The sequence below is a fragment of the Ignavibacteria bacterium genome, from assembly GCA_016707005.1.
GTDB lineage: Bacteria > Bacteroidota > Ignavibacteria > Kapaibacteriales > Kapaibacteriaceae > UBA10438.
The window spans coordinates 753779-776311 of record JADJIQ010000005.1; the positions used below are offsets into that span (position 1 = coordinate 753779).

Here is a 22533-nt window from a genome sequence, read left to right on the forward strand (position 1 = left end):
TCTAACTTCCGTAAGGTCTAAAGGGCCTCAAAAGTACGGAAATCAACGGTGGTCATTTGCCGTTTCGCTCAAGCGCATTCATCTCCCGTGCAACTCGCTTTCTGAGAACGTCCTCAGATGGGTAATCTTCATACTCCAATACCCGTGCAAAATGCTGTTTGGCCGTAGCTGTTTTGTCCTGTTTTACGAGGGTCATGCCAAGGCGATAATGTGAATATGGATGTATCCACGCGTCTGCTCCCTGCATCCCCAAGACGGCAGTGAAACACTTGTCGGCGCGGCCAAAGTTTCCGGTCTCATAACACGCAACTCCTTGCTGGTAAAGCACTTGCGCTAGTGTTTCATTGTCTGAGATCGCTTTTGCTCCAACCACAGAGTCTACCAAAGAAATAACTCGATGGTATAGACCTACACTATGTGCCCAAGAGACTTTTTCAATAAGAAGCTCCTTGGGAGTTCGCATTGTTTTGAGGTTGCGCTGAGCCACCGAATGTGTACCGGCTTTACGATACCATGATATTGCTTGTTCACGGTCGCCGAGAAAGTCATAGGCAATGCCTATCGAGGCGGCCGACTCATGGCGCCGCTCATCCGTAGTTGCAACGTTATACGCCGCCATGTAATACGTGATCGTTTCCGAATACCGTTCTTTTGCCATTGAGATATAGCCAAGTCGGAAGTTCGCCAGCCATCGAACGTAGGATACATCACCATTGTTGATAGGCATCATGCTAAGGGTTTTGTAGGCTGGTTCAGCGCTCGTCGCGTCTCGGATCTGATACAGGGAGATGTCTGCGTACTGTTGAAGAAAGTACCAATTCCTCGGGAATGAGTCCTTTAGCCATCGGATATGCACAATAGAGCGTTTAGGAAGGTCTTCCGCTAGGTAGAAGCCATAGAGCCACCTTCTGGCCTCTTGCTTGGCATACACGCCCTTGCTTGCAGCCTCCTCAAGCATGCGAAGTCCGCCCCAGCGGTCTCCGGTAAGTCCGGCGAGCTTGATCGCTGACTGAAACTCACTGGGCGCCTGTGAGATCATGTATTGGAACATGCCAAGCCCCATCTTGGCGTCCATGTTCGAGGGGTCCTTCTCAACAGCCTCTTCGAGCAGATTGTACCCTTTTTTACCATCCCAGATCGCCTTTAGCGTCTCGCCTCTGTTCACGTAAGCAAGCCCCTTAAACCCGATCGTTCCACCCATGTAGAACATTGCCTTGGTGTCGTTCTCGTTCTGATCCAAGAGCTGTTCGCAGACCTTCGTGACCTTGTCCGCGTGGTAGATGAATGCCCAAAAGGCAGTATCGTTCTTCGACCCACCTTTGAAGGACATGCGGTAGTAGTAGGTCATGGACTTGAAGAAATGTCCGCGAGGGTCGCCAGGCGCCAGACCGATCACTTCATTACACTTCTTCTCCGCTGCACCAAAGTCCAGATTGTACATGAGGTCGATGGCCTCCATCGTACGGTTGTGTACGAGAGTCCAGTCAGTTGCTGCTCGAAGAGGGAGCACGATCAAAAGAAGGGCGACTACGAGTACCGAGCGACGCATGATTCAGATTCGAAGAAGATTGCGTACATCGAGATTACCACCACAGACGATGAGGCCTACCTTCTTACCCGCAACGATCTGCGGATCTTCGATGATCGCACCAAGCGTTACTGAGGCACTAGGTTCTACCATGATCTTCAGACGCTCCATCATCCTAAACATTCCTTCAATGATGGATGCCTCCGACGCTGTCACGATCCTCACGTTCATTTGCCGAAGGATCGCAAACGTGATCTCACCAAGGGAGGTGCGGAGTCCGTCGGCAATGGTCAGTGTTGTGGGAGGGGGCTGACGTATCCCTGTTTCCAACGATCGTTTCGCATCATCAGCGATTGTAGGTTCTGCACCAATGATGGTAATTGACGGATCCATTCCATGAACCGCTATAGCTGTACCACTGAGGAGTCCACCTCCCCCAACGGGAGCCATCACTACGTCAAGGTCCGGATGATCTTCGATGAGTTCAAGTGCTGCCGTGCCCTGACCCGCTATCACGCGGGCATCATCATACGGCGGAATAGGGTGTGCGCCGGTTCGGTCGATCACATCCTGCATAGTATCGAGTCTGGCACGGAGTGTGGGCTCGCAGAGTACCACCGTTGCACCATATTCAGCAACCGCATCCTGCTTCACCGCCGGTGCGTTGCTTGGCATGACAATGGTGCACGGAACACCGCGAAGTCGAGCTGCATAGGCCAGTGCTTGACCGTGGTTTCCGGAGGAATGTGTCACCACTCCACGTCGGGCCGTTTCTTCGTCGAGCATGAGCACGGCATTGCAGGCGCCCCGTGCTTTGAACGCGCCGATCTTCTGAAGGTTCTCGCATTTGAAAAAGAGCTCTGCTCCGACCATCATGTTCAGTGCTTGCGAAGTAAGAACGGGCGTACGATGAACGTAGGGTTTGATCCGATCGGCTGCAGCTTGTACATCAGCGAACGTGGGGAGCGCGGCTGTCACAGGCGGATAAGGTCCATGTTCGTGTAACTCCTTCTGCGTGCACACACCTCGTATCCTTCGCGATCACCGGAGTCGTTGGTATTGCCTTCGATCGTTTCAACATACTCGTCAAAAAATGCTGTTACGATGCCGGTATGGGTCCAATCGTTTGCATTGCGCTTGTTTCGAATAAGGAAGATCGCGCCATTCTTTAGAGATGCACGGTCAACAGCGCCGGAGGAGAGTTCTTTGTCTGATACGAATCTTGCTGCTTTCTTTGCTTGCGCCGCCAAGACATCACATGACAGCGAACCTTTGATCGGTGAGTGATTGGAGTCGGGTTGACCTTCTTCGGCTGCTCGCAATAACGTAGTAACGAATCCGGCACACCATGCCCACGCAGGACCTTCTTTTCCTCCGGTATATAGCCGAACCCATGGACCCGCGTTGGCACCGCCTACTTCACGCGGATGCTCTTTCAAGTGAATGCGTGCCGCTTGTACAACACGTTGAGCAAATGAAGTGCTCGTAGTTGTAAGGGGCGAGGTGGCTCGCACGATCGGTGCAATGAGCTCATCGAACGTTGCTCTATCCACACGTCCGCTCGTTGTGATCCGCCGGGCTGTCTGATATTTCTTAACTGAAGCTTCTGTGGCAGGCCCAAAGCTCCCATCAATAGTAAGCCCCACCCCTTGAAGCGAAAGCCATTCCTGCACCAGTTTGACGGCCTTCCCCTTGGCACCGCGTTTCAGCGGCAGATCGAACGAATACTCTTTTGGCAAGGTCATAGAGCCCCCTGTACTGTGATCTCACATGTTGCGACGATACTGTCCGCCAACCTCATACAATGCATGTGTCATTTGTCCGAGCGAGCAGACCTTGGCGGACTCCATCAACGCGGCAAAGATGTTCTGATTGTGAATGGCCTTCTGACGCAGATCTGCAAGTGTCTCGGATGTGGTAGAAGCATTCCGCTCCTGCACCGACCGCACATTGTTGATCTGTTGCTCTTTCTCATCCGTTGTAGAACGGATCACTTCTTGCGGTATCACCGTTGGAGAGCCCTTGGAGCTGAGAAAGGTATTCACGCCGATGATAGGATATTCCCCTGTATGCTTCAGCGTCTCGTAGTACAAAGACTCTTCCTGGATCTTGTTGCGTTGGTACATGTTTTCCATCGCACCAAGTACACCACCGCGTTCAGCGATACGCTTGAACTCTGTGTACACCGCTTCTTCTACGAGGTCTGTTAGTTCTTCGATGATGAACGAACCCTGAAGCGGGTTTTCATTCTTAGCAAGCCCAAGCTCGCGATTAATGATCAGCTGAATAGCAACAGCTCTGCGGACACTTTCTTCCGTTGGCGTTGTGATAGCCTCATCGTAGGCATTGGTATGCAACGAGTTGCAGTTGTCGTAGATAGCGTAGAGTGCCTGCAGCGATGTACGAATGTCGTTGAAATCGATCTCCTGTGCATGCAACGAGCGACCTGATGTTTGAATGTGATACTTCAACATCTGCGAACGTTCGTTACCGCCGTACATGTTCTTGATCGCCTTAGCCCAGATCTTGCGCGCAACTCTACCGATCACACTGTACTCAGGATCCACACCGTTGGAGAAGAAGAACGACAGGTTCGGCGCAAAGTCATTGATGTCCATCCCACGCGAGAGGTAATACTCAACGTAGGTGAAACCATTCGCCAGCGTAAAGGCAAGTTGGGTGATCGGATTGGCGCCGGCTTCGGCAATGTGATAGCCGGATATCGAGACCGAGTAAAAGTTGCGCACCCCTTCGTCGATGAAGTACTTCTGAACATCACCCATGAGTCGCAGCGCAAACTCCGTTGAGAAGATGCAGGTGTTCTGCGCTTGATCTTCCTTGAGGATGTCTGCCTGAACAGTTCCTCGTACACTCTGCAGCGCACGTTTTCTGCATTCCTCATAGATGTCGGCGGGAAGTACCTGATCACCGGTCACGCCAAGGAGCAGAAGACCGAGACCGTTGTTTCCGTCGGGGAGTTCTGTTGAACCATCGCCGTGACGGTAGATGGGTCTGGTAAGCCCCTTTGCCGCATAGATAGCATCGATCTTTGCTTCAACATCATCAACAAGACCACGTTCGCGGATGACCTTTTCACATTCTTGGTCGATGGCGGCATTCATGAAGAATGCAAGGAGCATCGGTGCCGGACCATTGATCGTCATCGAAACAGATGTGGTAGGAGAGCAGAGATCGAAACCGGAATACAGTTTCTTCGCATCGTCAAGAGAGGCAATGCTTACACCGGAGTTGCCGATCTTTCCGTAGATGTCGGGACGATGATCAGGGTCTTCGCCATAGAGGGTTACACTATCAAAGGCAGTTGACAGACGTGCTGCCGGCATTCCTTTTGAAAGGTAGTGGAACCGCCTGTTTGTACGCTCTGGACCACCTTCGCCCGCGAACATGCGCGTTGGATCTTCATTCGTCCGCTTGAACGGATAGACGCCTGCTGTGTAAGGAAACTCACCAGGCACATTCTCCTGCATACACCAACGAACGATCTCGCCCCAATCTTTGAATTTCGGCAGAGAGATCTTCGGAACCTTGGTATGGCTCAGCGACTCTTCGTGATTGGCAACGCGAATGTCCTTGCCACGCACCGTATAGGTGTAGTGTTCACCTGTGTATGCAGCCTTCTTGCTCTCCCACGAAGCGAGGATCGCACGAACCTCATGATGAAGTTGGGCTTCAAGGTTTAGAGCGGTTGCCTCAAGCGCGGCGATCGCATCCGTGTGATGTTTCGTGGTCATACGTCTCAGTTATGAGTTACGGTATAGAGCTTGGCAGATGCAGCCAGTCCACCGATCCAGATCGTAACGATCTTTCCTGCTTGCACGGTGACCGGTGTTGAGGCCACGACAACCTCTGTTGTACCGGCCTTCTTGAATACCATGTTGTAGGTTGTTGGAAAGCGGCTGAAAAAGGCACCCTTGAACGTGTTACTGTAGCTGGTCTCGCGGAAGGAGAGATCCTGACATTCCACGATCTTCTCTTCACCTGTTGCGGTAACGATATACCCATCAAGATTTGGTGCATCAGGCGACAGATTCACCACGCGGATGCTTGCCTCACTCGTGGAAAGGGGCTTCTTGAGATCTACCAATTCCAACGGCGCAAGGTTGGCCGGAACGATAGAGCCAGAGAGGAACATTGTTGTTCTTCCGCGCTTCACGATCGAAAATGGTGCGTTGGAGATCACTGGTGTACCGCCAACCGTTACAGTGGCTGTATGTGGTCCGGCTGCTAGGTCGATGTACGGAGTCTGAAGCGGAAAGGCAAGGTTGTTGATCGTTGGAGTGGCAGAACCATCGAGGTTAACGGAAGCCGGAGGAGCACCCGGCACGGCGTGGACTACAAGGATCTTACCGCGGTCAGGGGCAACACTCAGATCGCGATACGTGCTACCGTCTCCGTTGTCGTTGTAAAGTCGAGCAATGAATCCCCAACCATCTGCATCAGAAATCGTGCCTGTAAGTACCAACGTATAGGCATTATCAGGTTCGATGCTCACACTATCAAAGGCGAACAACTCATTGGTCGGCGATGCATTCTTCCAGACAGAGAACGTGTATTTCCCTGGATTGATGTCTGAATAGCCTGTGAGTTCGGTATAGGGCTCAGGACCGAGGAGTGGATTGAGTTCATCGGTGATTGCCACAGAAAGTGCACCACCGTCCGGACAGCCATTCACCATTTTGATGCGAGACTTACCGGGTTGGGTAGCACGAACATCATCTCCGAACGAGACAGAGAAAGTACGTGCCGGTGGGAATGCGTAGACGGAGAAGTTTCCGCCGGTATACATCCGCTGCAATGACTCGATACGCGCTTTGGACGAGTCGGCATAATGAACGCCGACCTTAACACTATCACCGCTGGTGCCGGCTAGGACGTAACCACTACTCTTACCCGACTTCACACGTGATGCTACCTTCTTGCCAGCTACATAGAGGTCAAGGCCAAGTGTGTCATCATACACGGTGTTAAGAAGTCGGATCGACGTTTGGTTGTCCGGTGGAGTTGTTGGCTCGTCATCGGAGCAACCAATAACGAATAATGAAGCCAGTATGGCCAGCGCGAAAAATTTCATCATAAGTGCCCCCTTGAATGATCGTCTGTGGAAGGTGGTGGTCATTTGGCTGACGTGAGTTGTTCTATCGCTCCCTGAACGCGCCATAAGGCACGTGCGAGCTCTGATTGTTTTTCAACGAAGGCGTCGTACCGACGGTTGTTTTCAACGATCTCCGCCAGATATCGCGTGCGTTCCGGTGGAATGATGAATATCTTTTCGCTCATCTCGTCGGTGATCTCAAAGTTGGATGTCCATGAGAGGTTGCATCGGCTTGTGAGCAGATCATTCAACGCTCTGTAGAGAGTGTTTGTACCTGGATCGTTGAACTGCGAGGCTATCGTGCCATAGACCGGCATCTCGTCAATCTTTGAGGTAAAGAGCTGCCTGCTTCGCTGATACTGCTTGCGAACATCACGAAGCGCATCAAGGGCGCCACGCTTGTCGAATTTGTTGAGCGCAATGATATCCGCGTAGTCGATCATATCGATCTTCTCGAGTTGTGTGGCCGCGCCGTATTCCGGCGTCATCACGTACATCGAGACGTCTGCCACATCCGTGATCTGCGAATCACTCTGTCCAATACCTGCTGTTTCTACAATGATCAGGTCGAAGCCAGCGTAGGAAAGGATATTGATCGCATTGCGGACATGCGGATTGATAGCAACATTTGCCTCACGCGTGGCGAACGAACGCATGTAGACGCGCGGGTCGCTCACGGCATTCATACGGATGCGGTCTCCCAGGAGCGCACCGCCGGTCTTCCGTTTTGAAGGGTCAACGCTCACAACGGCAATGGTCTTATCGGGGTGATCCAGAAGGAATCGTCGTACGATCTCATCGGTTAGAGATGATTTACCGGCTCCGCCAGTTCCTGTGATCCCAAGTACGGGCGACCTTTTTCCGCCTGTTGTAAAGGCGATCTGATCGGTATCTCCACGTTCAGCACAGGAGATCGCCTGAGCGATGGCCATGGCATCCTTCTCGCGAACGCTTTGAGCCAAGCCGTTGGCGTACACGAGAGGTGTTATGAAGTCGCTCTTCTCCACGAGATCATTGATCATCCCTTGGAGCCCCATAGACCTTCCATCGTCTGGGGAGTAGACCCGAGTGACACCATTAGCATGGAGGGTCTCGATCTCTGTCGGCAGAATGGTTCCTCCACCCCCGGCAAAGATCTTGATGTGACCAGCGCCCCGTTCTACAAGCAGGTTCCGCATGTAGGTAAGGTATTCCACGTGACCGCCCTGATAGGACGTCATGGCAATTGCCTGGGCGTCTTCTTGGATAGCACACTCCACCACATCCAGCACGGAACGGTTGTGGCCCAAATGGATCACTTCACATCCGGTGGCCTGAATGATCCGCCGCATGACGTTGATCGCCGCATCATGCCCGTCAAACAGGGACGCTGCGGTAACGATCCGAACCTTGTTTTTAGGTACGTAGGGGGCTGGTGATTCCATAGACCGATCGGTTGACAGTGTGGACAACGTAGCAAAACTACGCATGTTACCCACGTAAGTGACCTAACTCACTTTAGTGGCGGCGAGTTCTGTGCTATGTTTGATGCGTGTTCTCCCACACAAATGTCACGTTTTCTCACAGTTTTGTTGAGGCGTATATGACAAAGAACATGGGTTCGATCGACCGTGCCTTCCGGGTTTTGGTAGCTGTTGCCATAGGCATCGCTATATACATGGACGCCGTCACAGGCACGTGGGCCTGGGTATTGGGTAGCCTCTCCGTTGTGTTTGTCCTTACGAGTCTGGTGTCGTTTTGCCCCCTCTATACCATCTTCGGTATAAAGACCTGCAAGACTGCCTCGTAACTTCCGCTCTGTGAATGCAGAGCTGATCATGTTGGGAGGCGCCGAGGAGATCGGCGCGAACTGTTGTTATCTGAATCTGGATGGAACGGGCATCTTTGTCGATGCCGGACTCCATCCGAGAGATCGGACGGAAAGGGCGTTTCCGGCGGTTGACCTCATAGGCGACCGAGAGACGGATGTGCTCCTGACCACACATGCGCATACCGACCATATCGGCGCGTTACCCTATGTGATGCGTCGGTTCCCGCATCTGCGTCCGATCATGACCCACGCCACACGCGACCTCAGTCACGTGATGCTCCCCAATGGCGCTCGATTGCTCAAAACAGAGATCTCGGATCATGTTCCGAAGGAATGGCTGGAGTTCTACCACCGAGACGTGATAGAACAACTACGATATGCGTTCGAAGCAATACCGTATGGTGAGCCCCTTACATTTAGGGGCTACAACGGAAGATCGGATGTGAAGGCTGCCTTTCATTGGTCGGGTCACATTCTTGGTTCTGCAGGCATCAGCCTCGCAAACAAGGGCTTCAGCATTCTCCACACGGGGGATGTGCAGTTCGATCACCAAACCGTGATCCCAAAGGCCACACTACCCAGACATCACGTGGATGTGTTGATCACAGAGGCAACAAACGGGGCCTTGGAAGAAATGCCCACCATAGCCGAGGAGACCAAACGTCTTGCTGCCTTCATCAATAGGATCAGTGAACGCAACGGATCCATCCTCATCCCGTGCTTTGCACTTGGGAAAATGCAGGAGATGCTTGCCCTGCTGTATGCAATGATGCGGAGAGGCTCCATTCCGTATCTGCCTATCCATACCGGGGGAATGGGGACACGTATCAGCAAGATCTACGATCAGTATTGCTACAGTGACCCGATGAGACGTCCGGGCTTTGAGATCTCTGATGTTCCCCAAGAGCCTATCCATCGTTTCGATCTTGATACAGGTTCCTACATGAAGACACCTTCGATCGTGTTGGCGTCTTCAGGGATGGTAAATCCGGGTACGATCTCCTTCAACCTCGCTCAGCGATGGATGGCAAAGCCGAAGTTTGGGATCGCCTTCATTGGGTTTCAACATCCAACGAGCCCGGGATATCAATTGATGAATTCAAAACCGAAGACGCCGTTCGACCTCGCAGGCGCTCGTGTGAGTCGCACATGCGAGATCGAACGGTTTCGCTTCAGTGCTCATGCCTCCAGAGAAGGCCTCGTCTCCCTTGCAATGGATGTTCGGCCATCAACGGTGGTTATCATGCATGGTGAACCGGAAGCGTGCGACGGGCTCGCACTCGAAATTCGGGAACGACTCCCGGGTACACGCATCATCATCCCTCGTCTCGGTGTCCCCTACGCTCTAAACAAAGAGCCGGAGTATCTCAGCGTTTGATCATAAACGTCTGCATAACCGTCTGACCTTCTTGTCGATGCAATACGAGCGTATACGCTCCACTTGGCAGACGCTGCGTGTCTATCTCGATCGTTGATGTTTGCGGATGCGTTATCTGATCCCAGTGAAGCTGACCTGCCACGTCTCGAATCTCGAGTTGTGTTACGCCGTCCACAGACCACGTTGCCCGCAGACGGTCGGTTGCGGGCTGAGGTTCGAGCGCGATCGCGAACTTCACCGGCGGCTCTGATGCCACAGTGCTTGTGATGGGATGCGCTCTGACGATGGAGGCAAATCCGTGACTGTACACTGCAATACTCGGACGCGATTCGTCGCGGACCACAAAGCGATAGTGGTTTCCGGATGGTAGATCAGCTGGGATCGTCCATTCATATTGCCTTTCCACCGAACGAATGTGAGTAGCGATCTGCGTCCGAGCAGCTCTCTCTCCGTCCCAAAGTTCGAGGCGTACATGCTGGGAGGAGATAGCGTCATCCCAGGTTATCGTTACCGGCGTTCCGGCGATAAGGGGCTGTTCAGTAGCCCCACCTGACGGCCAAACGTGACCGTGCGCTGAATTGAACATCAGAGCGATAATGCTGATCAAGAGAATGGTTTTCATGGTTGGTTCTCCGTTGTAATGATGATCGGATGAATTGTTGTTTGATGTGGGTCTTGAATGACCACTGCATAAAGTCCACACGACATATGCCCGATATCGATCGTGGTCTCAGCACCTACCTCAATGGATTCATGGGTGCTCCGACCTTGAAGGTCATAGATCGATACTGTATATGGACCACGGCTATCGGACCGAATTCGAATTGCGGATGAACGATGTTCCACCGTCCGTTGTGACGCCACTAAGGGCGTTACTCCCGTCGCTGTCTTTTTGAAATGCCCGATGTATTCCACTGAACGTCCAACCGGCCAACACAGAGAGTCGAGGAATTGCCTGCTCGCCAAAGGATCCGGAAGCAGGTCGACATCTGTCGTTGTCCATCGTTCAAAGGCGTATCTCTGACCATAGAACCCCGTGAGCATCATCCCATCTTGGAGTGAATGATCCTTGTTCTCAAAGGTGGGCTTTACAAGACCAAGCTCTGTGATATCCTCTCCGGTTTCGCTATCCACGGCACGTGCGTAGGCTTTGAACCCATCTGCCTTTGCAAAGAACATCCGTGTAGTGTCGTACTCGCCTTCACCATGCCAGTAGTTGCAATACATCTGGATCATATAGGTGATTGGAACTCCATCGTTGTCCGCTGCAGGAAGGCCGGCCGTCGGGATCACTGTCAGCTGTGAAGGCCCAACACAGGTGATCTGCGCTTGCACTTCGTCATAAACAGGTTTACCATTTATGCGCTGCATGCGAAAGAGGCTTGCACAGACTGTATCCACACTTGATGTGGATCGCTGCATAGCTCGGGTATAGCCAATGCGAAGTGTGTCCATACACCGGGGGATGTATCCGCTCCAGCTATCAACGGGTCGCAGATCGATGAAGGCTTCGTGACAAGTGATGTGATCTTCCCACTGACCGAACGTTGTCTGTGTGGCCGTGCATGTGATCGCCAGAGTGATAATCCGTAGTCCGATGTATCGTGTCATTGTTTCCTCTGTTCGGGTAGATGGTGTTATCGAACAACCGCTCGAGACACGAACCATTGTCCGCGTAGTCGATACGTCACGTTTTCGTGTCGGGCTTCAATCCTTGGCGCAATGGCACTCCGCATTCCCCAGAGATTCTGCCGGTCTTCTAGGAACGATGCCTCGCCTAGCGGTTCATCTTGTTCATCGGGAGGCAATAGAGCAGCGATGATATCCACACCTGTCTTTACGATGTCCGGAAGGATGGTCTTCCAATCGAGGTCCTTCTTTGATCCGGTGCTTCCATACTGCTCTGTACGCTTCTTTACAGCATCGATCACGTCACCAAGTCGGTTCACGAGACAGTCATTTTCATCCTTACAGTCTTCGTCCCATGATGACATGGACCACCAAGCCAGATCGGACTCGCCCATCCATGCGGTTTGAAGCCACACAACTTTGTCGCCGAAGTTCAAGGGGGCTCCTTTATCACTGTGCTCCGTGGTACATTCACCTTGGGCCCCTTGCTGCTGACCACAGTCGGGGATGCGGGCAAAGCCTTGAGTCGTTAGGAGTGCAGCATCTTGTGCCAGATCGGCTCCATACATGGCGTGGTATACTTCACCATCATTTTCAAACGGCCAGAAGTCCCAATCGCCGTCATAGGCGAACTCCGCTTCTCGCAGTCGAAGACCAAGTCCCGGCAGTTCCATCCGGCGGAGGGAGAAGAGGTGGCTATTGCGTAGATGTTCTCCGGAGGCAGACATCAGTCCGGTTGTACACGTGATGTCGATCAGTCCACCATGAAGGGCTTGTTTGATCGGAGTGGTGGTGGGATCGCAGATGAAGAACTCAACGATGTCGGCAGACTGACCATTTGTGGGGAGGAAGTTTGTGTTCCCATTCGGTCCGGTGGTCACGGTAAAGTCCAATCCGGTGGCGTGCGGGTCGGTCACAAGGATGTTGTCCACGCTCTCTGCACTGATCCCGCCAGCCAACACAGATGGACCGTCGATGGGCATAGTGAACTTGAGCTTGACGCTTGTTCCTTTACGTGCGACGTATTCAAGGTGTCTTCCGCTACGGGGCTCATCGGGATCCAGATCGAAATAGGTAGCTGGGTCATACCAGCGTTCTTCAAACTTCGAGCTGTGGCGTTCCCCTTTCGCGTTGCCGCGGACGCGGAGTCCGATGGAGGCAATCCCGAAGTACTGCCGGAAGGCTGCCTGTGTTCTGATCTCACGCAGTCCTGTTGGCTGACCAAGGCAGTTCATACCATCGAATTGAGCCATGTCAAAGTCGACCACCATGGTATATGTCTGCACCTTATCGGTGATGTTCTCCACAGCGGGAATGGCATACCTATCCAACCTACTCCACCAGCGCCATTCCTCACCGCGCTTGGTAGCCGCGCGCACAACAAAGCGAATGTTGTCTCCGCATTTGAATGCATAACGTCCGTACTGATGAGCCCCCTGACTACATGTGATCTGCGACATTGGTTGCCAAACGTACTGTCCGTTGATCCTCTTGCGTAGCTCCACGTCGACTCGTGTTTCGGGATGCGGTTGCCTTCCAACAAGAATGTTGTTGGGATCTTCAGAGCCAAGCAAGACGCGCTCCAGGCGGAGTTCTATCTGCTTTCGCCTGGCATAGATCACCACGTTGTTCTCCGGATCGAGCAGTTTGGAGGTCAGGCAGAGATCGGCTCGTCCTCCGTCAAACCATACCAGCGGGCCAGACGAAGGGTCGTGGTAGCCGATGATCTCCCAACACCGTGAAGCCTGAACGCAGATCGTGCGTTGCCCTTCAACTACATCTTCAAACTCATCCTCGGTTGTGAATGCCACTCCGTCTGCCACATTGAACGTCTCATCCGGATCGGCGTCTGCAATGCGCGCAACAAGCCTGAACATCTCCGTTCGCTGTGGGTTCAATGGTGTGAACCGAGGATTGACATAGGTGCCGGGAACTGCCTTCATGCTTTTTGTTGGGACAACGATCGTTCCGGCTGTGGACCCGTTGATCGACGGCATAGATGACGTCCAACCGGAGAAGGTGTGATGTGCTGATGGCGTAGCGATACAGCTGATGCTCGTAGTTGATGTTGTCACTCCGATGCTTCCGGAAGTAGCGATGTGTCCGAGATGTCTTCCATCCTGATCATAGACATCCACAGTACCGCCTGAATCAATGGTTACGGCAACGTTGATCGTATCGATGTGTTCAACGATCGCTTTTATGGATATCGTTTCCGAATACAAATGGCAGGGTATTGTTTCATCGAGTCGGTGCGATGTCTTTCCATTCACCTGGGGGAGATCCTTGCACTCCCACCGCACAAACCGCCAATGATCCGGGAGCTGAGCGGGGATGGTTGCTACAAGGGGCGTTCCATGGTGTAGCACCCTATCAAACGTTGATGTCACAGCCTGCACTTGTTCTGGTATCGGACGTCCATCTGTAGCTTCTACAGACAAGGTAACCGTGCTTGCACCACGTACAATTCCCGACTCTGTGCGGTCATCATAGTCATCGCCGGTGAGGGTGGACATCATACACCGTAGCCGTATCGATGCTGACGTAGGCCACGAGCCTCGTGGTGAGATCACGATCTTCCTCCTGTCATCAGACAACCGCCGCGCCGACTCCAACGGTTTCCACGTTCCGTCGTGATGAAGTTGTTCGGGAATGACAACCTGATCAATGAGTCCGGGAAAGGGAAGGGGCTCCGTGAATTGTACAAACAGATCTCGCGAACAGGGGAGTACTCTAATAGTGTCGAACGTTGTTGCAGCAATACGTGGTACGTCAGCGGCCGTACGGAACGTAAACTCCAATGGGGCACACATCCGGCCTCCTGCTCGCTGATCGAGCACAACGCCGCGTACGATACAACGGTAGGTTGTGTTCTCCATCAACATGGCCGGAGTCCATCGCAATGTTCGCTGGTCTACGTACTCCGTTCTTCCAATGATTGCCTGCTCTGACAGTCGGAGCGGATCGGTACGCTGCGCAATGGACTCACGCACGACCATGATCGTGGGCTCGGTTGGTCTCCATCCTGATATCTCTGCGTCGGGCGATTGTACTGTTACACTGCGAGCATCGATCGCTGTTGGTGCCCTGATCACGATCGATGATGAGATCGCTACACTGTTCTGTCCGGGCTGCGGAAATACGGGATGGAGGAGAGGAACATTCTGTGCTTGAGAGTGAAGACTCAAAAGCACGATCAAGGATATGACAATACGATACATCACAACCTCCGTTTGTGAGAGTGAAACAAGCCCCTTTCATCATTGAAGAAAGGGGCGTAAGGAGGTTGTGCTTTTGAGCTGACGAAACGTGACGCGTTCCGTGAACTAAATTTTCGAACGGGATCTACTTGCTACTGTATCCGTATTTGGAACATCGAGGGCCAATTCTTTCCCGTAACGTAGATGGCCTTTGCAGCAGAGTCATAGGCGATGCCGTTGAGGACATCCGTGGTGTTATCTCGCGATGAGTTTGGAAGAATTCCTGTGAGATCTACAACACCCGTGACCTTTCCGTTCGCTGGGTTGATGCGAACAATGCGATCAGATTGCCAGATGTTCGCCCAGATCTCGCCGTCGATCCACTCAAGTTCATTGAGTTGATTCACAAATGAACCATCCTGAGTAACGGAAATACTGCGTACCACAGCAAATGTTTGCGGATCGATCACTGAAAGGACATTGGAACCGTTGCTCATAATGAGGTTCGTCCCGTCATTCGTCAGACCCCACCCCTCCCCGGCATAGGAGAACATGTCGAGCTTCTTTAGCGTTGCCGCATCGTAGATAAATCCCGTTTGGTTGAGCCACGTGATCATAAAAGCCTTGCCGTTGAGCACCGTCATACCTTCACCAAAGTACCGGTCATCCAATTTTTCGAGTTTGCGGACCTTCCCGGAGGAGATCTCAACGATCCGAATGCTTGATTGGCCGTTCTGCCCCGTACTCTCCAGAAATACGCCTTTATGAACAACAAGGCCCTGGGTGAAGGCCTTTATGTCATGAGGAAGAGTGCGCACGACCTCAAATCCAAAGGTTCGAACGGTAGGTTCTGATTCTACTTTCGGAAAAGGGGCTTCTGGTATGCGTTCGGTTGCCGGACGTTCTGTTGAACATGCCGCAAGGCTGGCACAAAGAATGATTGGGAGTATTCGGCGTGTCATGGTTTGATATCTCGGTGTGCAGCGAATCTACTGAACACCTTTGGCACGCCGACGTTCTGTAGATTCGAAACTCATCATGCAGCTCAAGACCCGTTCGAAAACACGCAATCGCACCATCCTCTTTTCGATGGCTGCCTCACTGTTCCTTGCATCATGCGGTAAGGAAGCCTCAACGGAAGACGTGGCTGAAAAGCACCGGATCGATTCGGTTCGGGCTATCGAAGAGCAAAGAGATCGCCGTGCAGATTCTCTGAACTCGCGATTTCCGAAGATCACCTATCACAGATTGCCGGTGGACTCCAAGGAAGTGCTCGACAGTATTCGCAGGACGTTCGCAAAGTCCAAGGACACGTGGACGAACTACAGAGCACTGACGCTCCTTAACCGGAAGGACATTCAATACGTCCGCATCGGTGATACCCTAGTACTCCCGGATACAATCATCGAAGACCTCAGAGCATATTCTGTCTTCCCTCAATATTGGCCGGAAGGGGATACGGTCAAGAAGGCTGTCTTCATCAGCAACACGTGGCAATCCTACGCCTGTTATCAGAATGGCGAATTGGTTCGTTTTGCAGCTTGTAACTCGGGTGAAGAACGCAAGCCAACACTTCCCGGTCGCTATGCCGTGAACTGGCGAGATCGCAAGCGCATCTCGTCGCTTGATAGTACGTGGATCCTCCCATTCACTGTCAATTTCCACCTACAGGCCGGGAGCGCCTTCCACCAATTTGACATGCCGGGCAGACCGGTTTCGCACTCATGTGTTCGGCAGTTTCTGTCTGATGCAGAGTGGCTGTACCGTTGGGTTCGCACGGCACGCGTCGACACCGTTCAGCACCGATTCATCCCATGGTCCGGCACTCCCGTTGTGATCCTCGACATCTTCGACTTCAGACGTCGAAGAGGGGGCCCATGGCTTGAGCTCACGTCAAATTCCGATGTTCGAGTTGAAATGCCGAAGGATCTCTATGCGATAGAGGAAGCACTGATCCCGATCTCGCAGATCCCGAAGGAAGTTCGTGGATCCCTGCGAGACAAGAAGCGGTACGTAACGGCTGACAGCGTCTTGCGCGAACGCGGGATCATCCGAGAAGGTGTTCATCTCCGCGAGAGCATCAACTTCAATAAGCTGCGCCAAGAGAAGAAGAAACGTAAGCTTGAGGCAAAGAAGAAGGCCGAATCTCAACAGCCAACATCCTCATCAGCTACGAACTAGCCGTCTAGGAATAGCGCTCTGGCCAGAGATCTCGTAGTCGCCGGGCTATCTCCACTTCACCGCCTTGATCATCCGGACGATAGAATGCCTGAGGTTCGAGCGCCTCAGGAAAGTACCTTTCTCGTACGAAGTGTCCGGGTGAAGCGTGTGGGTAGACGTAGTCCTTACCGTGACCCATTTCCTTCATCAATCGAGTTGGTGCGTTGCGAAGGTGGATCGGAATGGTCACATCTGCCCCTTCCCGAATCAGTGCGAGTGCTGCATCGATCGCCAAGTAAGAGGCATTTGACTTCGGCGCAGATGCGAGATATGTAACACCCTGTGCAAGTGGGATACGCCCCTCCGGCATGCCGATGCGCTCTATGGACTGAAACACGGCCAGGGCTACTTGCAACGCCATTGGATCGGCATTGCCGATATCCTCGCTCGCAAAGATCACCATACGTCGGGCGATGAATGTTGGATCTTCTCCGGCTTCGATCATTACGGCCAAGTAGAGAAGTGCGGCATCGGGGTCACTGCCTCGCATCGATTTGATAAACGCAGATACGGTGTCATAGTGCACGTCGCCTGCTCTGTCGTAGGCCAGAACTCGTCGCTGTACCGTTGTTCGCAGTACATCACGTGTGATGTGAACCATACCATCTGCATCCTGCGGAGCAATGGAGGACGAAGCTTCGATGGCATTGAGGGCGGTACGTGCATCGCCCCCTGCAATACTCAACAAGGCTTCCCAATCATCGATGAGGATGTTTCTGCTCTTCATTTGATCATCGATCGAAAGCGCGCGTTCTAGGATCGAACGAATGTCCGAGTCGCTCAGAGGTTGAAGGCGATAGACCTGGCAACGTGATAACAAAGCGTTGTTCACTTCAAACGACGGGTTTTCGGTTGTTGCGCCGATGAGCGTCACGAGTCCGCGTTCAACTGCGTGGAGGAGAGCGTCTTGCTGCGCCTTGTTGAACCGGTGGATCTCATCGATGAACAGCACGAGACGCCGCCCCATTTTCCGATGGCGTTCAGCTCGCTGCATGGTTTCTCGAAGATCCTTTACTCCTGCTTCTACGGCGGAAAGGCGTTCCATCGGACTTCCGATCGAACCCGTAAGAACACGGGCAAGTGTTGTTTTTCCCGTTCCCGGAGGACCCCACAGAATCATCGATGGGAGTTCGCCTCGATTCACAAAGACGCGTAATGGACACCCCGATGCCAACAAGTGTTGTTGTCCGGCCACGTCGTCGATCGTTCGTGGTCGCATCCTTTCCGCCAACGGTGCATCAGGCGGAGGCACTTCTTGTTTCGGCCGTTCGTCGTCAAACAGACTGTCCATGACTATGTTGCTCGGTATGTTCCTCCCAAACTACTGTATTGCCGGCGTTCTCTTGCTTGTACTCCCACTTGCATGGGGATATGAGTTCGATGCATCTCGAGCAAAAGGCAGGGGGCTTTCTGAATGGTCGGGCACTGCCCCTATCGTCATCACCACAGCCAAACGATCCTACCTTGGACCGTTCGGGAACGACAGTATCAGGCTGACCGCAACAGACCTTCCGGAGCACGATACCATCGTGATCGACCTGTTGCTGTACATTCTTGGCTCTTGGGACGGCGTTGAGGATGACGACCGAATGCTCATTACGCTCGACACCCGAGATACCGTATTCTTCTCAACCTTCAGCAATACGTTTTATCAGCAGAATTTTCCGTCGCCGAGAGGCGGAAAGCAATATGCTCGCCGGACCGGAGCGGCAGAGATCGATGTTACCGGATGGATCTTTTCCGAGCCGAAAGTATTCAACGGTCCACTTGATGCAGCCTATTCTCTCTCGTTTCGAATCCCGCACACGTCTTCCGTATGCAGACTTGACCTCATCGGCGCTCTCAAGGACGTTCGCCCGATCCCGTCCAACGAGGCATGGGGAGTGGGCAGTGCCCGTATTGGTGTTGTGGCAAAGGAGAAGCCCCTTACTCAACCGGAAGAGCCAACGGTTTACCCCGGACGTTAGGCGCGCTGGATAGCAAACGACCCGCCAATGGTTCGAACTGCGAGCTTGGTGTTTGACCGTTCGATGGCCGTGCGAAGTCGATTCATTGGATCGGAAATAGGCTCTTCACTCTGCCGAAACGTGGAGTGATGAATAGGCATCATCGATCTCGCACGCATCATATCCACCATGTTCAGTGATTCTTCCGGATTGCAGTGGGTCTCGGGATACGGATCGTACGCGCCAATGGGCATGATGGCTAGGTCTACCGGTCGTCTGATATCTTGAAATGTCTTCGTGTAGGCGGTATCGCCGCCGAATACCACGCTCACGCCGTTTCGTTCGAGGAGATAGCCATTATAACTCCGCCCTGTACGGGGCTGTCCATTCGCTCGACACGGTTCACCGGGCATTCGCCATCCATTATGGCGCACCTGAAGTGCCGTAAGTGACACTCCGGCAACTGTTGTTCTATCGCCCCAGTCCATTTCGTTCACAGAGCGCCAAGGCAGATCATCGATCACATCCCGAGTGTTTGCAGCTGTGATCACATCGAGTTCACCGGACCACCGCTCACTTATCGCCCCGAGTGATCTCCGATCCATATGGTCGAGATGAGCGTGTGAGAGCAGAACAAGGTCCGGTTTTGGCAATTCATCAACGGACATCGCGGGCGGCGAGATGCGTCGTGGCCCGATCGTGAGTCCTAGCATGGACAGTCCGTATGCATCAAAGAGGACGGGGTCGGTGATGATCCACGACCCTCCGATATTCATCAACACCGTGGAGTGCCCCAACCAGCAGGCCCACAGGCAACAATCATCTGCCTCAGCCAGCGTCAGCTGTGAGACGGATCTCCCGATTCTTCCTTGCGGCGTTAGCGATAGTACCGGAAGCGGTGCTGTTACGATAGCACCACCTACCAGCACCATTGTGCGAAGTAGTTCCCGTCGACTCTGCATGTAGGTTCCCCCCGGAACTGTTTGGTCTCAATCTAGAGTCTACAGACCACGCCACCGAGTTACCATCGCGTTGTAAGGAGATCGTAACTTTGCGAAACAATGTGCGGCCTGTCTCGTATGAGGCGTGTATTATGAAGACAACCCTTGCCAGTTTTCTGTTTGTTGTAGCCGCAGTCACTGGGCTTGCGCAGGCAGATACTTCCTCGCCGTTGCTCACAGCAACAAAACAGACCGACACCGATCAAATGATGATCGACCGGATCAAACAGAACAGTCTGCCCGCTCAGTTCGGCCTCTACTATTCACAATCCATTCCGCAGTCTTCGTTACGGCAGGCATATGATAGCCTAGGCGGACCGAACGTAGGGTATGGCTTCGCTCTCAATGGTGGGTATAATTTCGATCCTATCCCGCTGGTGATAGGGGGCGAGTTTGCCATGCACTTCTTTGGAACACGTGAGCGCACGTTCGGTTCAAGTTCGCTCTTTAGTGATCGCGTGGAACTCTCAACACAAAACTTCACGATCCCCATCCTAGCCTTTGCACGCTTCCAGGCGAACATCGCTACATGGGTCTTTCCTTATGCCGAACTCGTTGGCGGTACCACGATCTATTCCTCCGTACTCACAGCGAAGAAGTACAAGGATGGTGAAGAGATCCCGTCAGAAACGGAAAGCGAAGGAGGGGCGAATCTTACCTATGGAGTTGGAGCTGGCTTTGCTGTGAAGATCGCTGACGTTATTACGTTACCGAATTCGTTGCAGCGGACACTTATCGACGTTCGGATGCGGTACCTCTGGGGAACAAGTGTGGAAGTTCCTCTTGTAGAACCCACGGCCAATCAATCCTTTGCGATCAGGAACGTGTCAGTTGATGCACCGGAACAGATCGTGTTCCAATTGGGCATCATGATCCAACTCTAAATCTTCCATCGACATTTCGGAGACATTACAATGCGAACACTCATGATCGGCGCTGCTGCAGTGATCCTGCTTTCAGTAGGCGCATGCAGAACGGCCCAGGACAATCAGCGAGACCTAAAGTCAACACAAGACCGTGAGATGACGGTTGGTGTGGTGCAACGCGAGATCAAGAAGGGTATGGCCGGCGCGTCTGTTGTTGAAGCACTTGGGTCGCCAAACATCGTTACCAAGGACGAAAAGGAACGCGAAACCTGGGTTTATGACAAGATCGCTACGGAAGCATCGTATTCTGAAAGTCAGAATGGACTCTTTCTGATCTTAGGGGGCTTCAGTAATCAGTCTGGTGCATCCAGCACAACACAGCGTACGCTCACTGTTGTGATCAAATTCGATGCGAATGGTAGAGTGGAATCATTCACATATCATTCAAGTAAGTTCTAATCCGTCGCCCCAATGAAATCAATCCTTCTCATCGGTATCGTGTCTCTTGTTGTATCGTCCTGCACGATCATCAACCAGGCGCCCCCTACTGCTACTCCTCAGACGCAATTGCAGACGCGTGAGTTTCAGACGCGGGAATTTGATACGAACGACGTAAAGCTCATCATGAAGGCAATGCTGAACGTATTGCAGGATGATGGCTTTGTCGTTAAAAATGCAGTTACCGATCTCGGGCTTCTCACAGCAACAAAGGAGATCCAGCTCTCCGGTGGTACGAGTTCTACAGATAAGTACTGGACCGACGTGTTCGAGACCGTTTTTCGGTCATCCACAGGAAGCAGATCCAAGACCACAACGGACCGCCAGGAGCAGCGGTACAATAAATTCAAGCAGATAGAGGTCAGTATCAATGTCTCGGAGTTGGGTCGGCGTAGCAAGGTTCGAGCTAACTTCCAGGCAAAGGTGATCGACAATCTTGGTAACCCGGTTGAGGTCTATGTGATACAAGATCCCAAGTTCTATCAAGACTTCTTCTCAAAGGTCGATAAGGGTATTTTCATCCAGAAGCAAGGTTTCTAAGGGCATATGTACAGAATGTTGATGGTGGTGTTGATCGTTCTAGGGTTGTCTATTGCTGGCAGCCCACTCTCAGTGTATGCCCAGAATCTGATAGAAACGGTCAAGACCGGTAATCTTCGTAGCGTAAAGAAGATCCTTACTAAAAAGACCACGAACGTCAATGAGGTGGATCAAGACGGTCTAACATCGCTGATGATCGCCACCATTGCCAATGATAGTGCCATGGTGGTAACCCTCCTTGAAGCCGGAGCCGATCCAAACATCCAATCCAAAAGCGGAATGACGGCCCTTCATGCTGCAGCCTTCAATAACCGCGATCAGCTCATGCAGTTCATCATTGCAGCCGGAGCAGATCCGAATAGGATCGATAGCAAGGGTCGCACGCCATTGCTTGTAGCCGCGCAAATGGGAAACACCAACCCCATCACCTACCTGATTCAAGCCGGGGCAGTGGTCGAGTTCAAGGATCTAAAAGGTAATACACCATTGATGCTCGCATGCGGTGGTAGGCATCTAGGGGCTGTAGATGAGTTGCTTGAAAAGGGGGCTGACCCAAACGCGAGAGATCTTCAAGGACGCACCCCGCTTATGCTCCTTTCCTTATTGGGAGAGGATGAAATGGTGCGAATCCTGTTGAAGTACAAGGCAGATCTTACCCTTGTTGATCACTCTATGAAGACTGCTCTTGCCTATGCGAGGGAATATCGCCGTAGGGCAGTTATTGCATTATTAGAAAAGGCCGGCGCAAAATATTGATGTTTTAGACCTATGTTGGGCGGTCGTTAATAGACGATAGTTTTTCGT

The 22533-nt window shown here is 52.5% G+C and carries 20 protein-coding genes; 8 read left to right on the forward strand and 12 right to left on the reverse strand.

What is annotated here, in order from left to right:
• Positions 1–52: 52 nt before the first annotated feature.
• The 6 genes from IPI29_11550 to IPI29_11575 are packed head-to-tail and all read right to left on the reverse strand — an operon-like array spanning position 53 to position 8065.
• On the reverse strand, positions 53–1549 hold the full coding sequence (locus tag IPI29_11550) for a DUF3808 domain-containing protein (GenBank protein MBK7413179.1): 1497 nt from the start codon (positions 1547–1549) through the stop codon (positions 53–55).
• Positions 1550–1552: 3 nt separating this feature from the next.
• Positions 1553–2506 carry a pyridoxal-phosphate dependent enzyme gene (locus tag IPI29_11555; GenBank protein ID MBK7413180.1) on the reverse strand — a complete coding sequence of 318 codons (954 nt, stop codon included), beginning with the start codon at positions 2504–2506 and terminating at the stop codon, positions 1553–1555.
• On the reverse strand, positions 2503–3273 hold the full coding sequence (locus IPI29_11560) for a peptidoglycan-binding protein (GenBank protein MBK7413181.1): 771 nt from the start codon (positions 3271–3273) through the stop codon (positions 2503–2505). The genes IPI29_11555 and IPI29_11560 overlap by 4 nt, the downstream gene beginning before the upstream one ends.
• A gap of 21 nt (positions 3274–3294) precedes the next feature.
• On the reverse strand, positions 3295–5280 hold the full coding sequence (locus tag IPI29_11565; protein ID MBK7413182.1) for a hypothetical protein: 1986 nt from the start codon (positions 5278–5280) through the stop codon (positions 3295–3297).
• 5 nt (positions 5281–5285) lie between these two features.
• Positions 5286–6665, reverse strand: a complete 1380-nt coding sequence (locus tag IPI29_11570) for a DUF4397 domain-containing protein (protein MBK7413183.1) — start codon at positions 6663–6665, stop codon at positions 5286–5288.
• A complete protein-coding gene (locus IPI29_11575; protein ID MBK7413184.1) occupies positions 6662–8065 on the reverse strand; it encodes a cobalamin-dependent protein in 1404 nt (467 codons plus the stop codon). The genes IPI29_11570 and IPI29_11575 overlap by 4 nt, the downstream gene beginning before the upstream one ends.
• Positions 8066–8223: 158 nt before the next feature.
• Here IPI29_11575 and IPI29_11580 point away from each other — a divergent pair, with 158 nt between their 5' ends.
• Together IPI29_11580 and IPI29_11585 are read left to right on the forward strand one after the other, a co-directional pair.
• Positions 8224–8430: a DUF2892 domain-containing protein gene (locus IPI29_11580; GenBank protein ID MBK7413185.1), complete on the forward strand. Its 207-nt coding sequence runs from the start codon at positions 8224–8226 to the stop codon at positions 8428–8430.
• Positions 8431–8440: 10 nt separating this feature from the next.
• Positions 8441–9829, forward strand: coding sequence for an MBL fold metallo-hydrolase (locus IPI29_11585; GenBank protein MBK7413186.1), 1389 nt, complete (start codon positions 8441–8443; stop codon positions 9827–9829).
• Here the strand turns inward: IPI29_11585 and IPI29_11590 are convergent.
• From IPI29_11590 to IPI29_11605, 4 genes are all read right to left on the reverse strand, one after another.
• Positions 9819–10451 carry a T9SS type A sorting domain-containing protein gene (locus IPI29_11590; protein MBK7413187.1) on the reverse strand — a complete coding sequence of 211 codons (633 nt, stop codon included), beginning with the start codon at positions 10449–10451 and terminating at the stop codon, positions 9819–9821. The two genes, IPI29_11585 and IPI29_11590, sit on opposite strands and share 11 nt — an antisense overlap.
• Positions 10448–11440 carry a T9SS type A sorting domain-containing protein gene (locus IPI29_11595; protein MBK7413188.1) on the reverse strand — a complete coding sequence of 331 codons (993 nt, stop codon included), beginning with the start codon at positions 11438–11440 and terminating at the stop codon, positions 10448–10450. The genes IPI29_11590 and IPI29_11595 overlap by 4 nt, the downstream gene beginning before the upstream one ends.
• 26 nt (positions 11441–11466) lie before the next feature.
• Entirely contained in the window at positions 11467–14679 is a 3213-nt protein-coding gene (locus tag IPI29_11600) for a hypothetical protein (GenBank protein MBK7413189.1), read from the reverse strand.
• 131 nt (positions 14680–14810) lie between these two features.
• Positions 14811–15620, reverse strand: coding sequence for a glutaminyl-peptide cyclotransferase (locus tag IPI29_11605; GenBank protein ID MBK7413190.1), 810 nt, complete (start codon positions 15618–15620; stop codon positions 14811–14813).
• A gap of 40 nt (positions 15621–15660) precedes the next feature.
• Between IPI29_11605 and IPI29_11610 the strand changes: the two genes are divergently transcribed.
• Positions 15661–16839, forward strand: a complete 1179-nt coding sequence (locus IPI29_11610; protein ID MBK7413191.1) for a L,D-transpeptidase family protein — start codon at positions 15661–15663, stop codon at positions 16837–16839.
• A 4-nt stretch (positions 16840–16843) separates the two neighbouring features.
• Here IPI29_11610 and IPI29_11615 read toward each other — a convergent pair whose 3' ends face one another.
• Positions 16844–18169 (reverse strand): replication-associated recombination protein A, encoded by a 1326-nt coding sequence (locus tag IPI29_11615; GenBank protein MBK7413192.1) that lies wholly within the window; start codon positions 18167–18169, stop codon positions 16844–16846.
• Here IPI29_11615 and IPI29_11620 point away from each other — a divergent pair.
• On the forward strand, positions 18168–18845 hold the full coding sequence (locus tag IPI29_11620; GenBank protein ID MBK7413193.1) for a hypothetical protein: 678 nt from the start codon (positions 18168–18170) through the stop codon (positions 18843–18845). The two genes, IPI29_11615 and IPI29_11620, sit on opposite strands and share 2 nt — an antisense overlap.
• Here IPI29_11620 and IPI29_11625 read toward each other — a convergent pair.
• Positions 18842–19786, reverse strand: a complete 945-nt coding sequence (locus IPI29_11625; GenBank protein ID MBK7413194.1) for an MBL fold metallo-hydrolase — start codon at positions 19784–19786, stop codon at positions 18842–18844. The two genes, IPI29_11620 and IPI29_11625, sit on opposite strands and share 4 nt — an antisense overlap.
• Positions 19787–19917: 131 nt before the next feature.
• Here IPI29_11625 and IPI29_11630 point away from each other — a divergent pair, with 131 nt between their 5' ends.
• From IPI29_11630 to IPI29_11645, 4 genes are read left to right on the forward strand one after another with little or no spacing between them, the layout of a single operon-like run.
• Entirely contained in the window at positions 19918–20709 is a 792-nt protein-coding gene (locus tag IPI29_11630) for a hypothetical protein (GenBank protein ID MBK7413195.1), read from the forward strand.
• Between the two features lie 42 nt (positions 20710–20751).
• Positions 20752–21150 (forward strand): hypothetical protein, encoded by a 399-nt coding sequence (locus IPI29_11635; GenBank protein ID MBK7413196.1) that lies wholly within the window; start codon positions 20752–20754, stop codon positions 21148–21150.
• Between the two features lie 12 nt (positions 21151–21162).
• Positions 21163–21729 carry a hypothetical protein gene (locus IPI29_11640; GenBank protein ID MBK7413197.1) on the forward strand — a complete coding sequence of 189 codons (567 nt, stop codon included), beginning with the start codon at positions 21163–21165 and terminating at the stop codon, positions 21727–21729.
• A gap of 27 nt (positions 21730–21756) precedes the next feature.
• The gene (locus IPI29_11645; protein ID MBK7413198.1) at positions 21757–22485 is read left to right on the forward strand and encodes an ankyrin repeat domain-containing protein; all 729 of its coding nucleotides are present in this window, start codon (positions 21757–21759) and stop codon (positions 22483–22485) included.
• Positions 22486–22533: the final 48 nt, after the last annotated feature.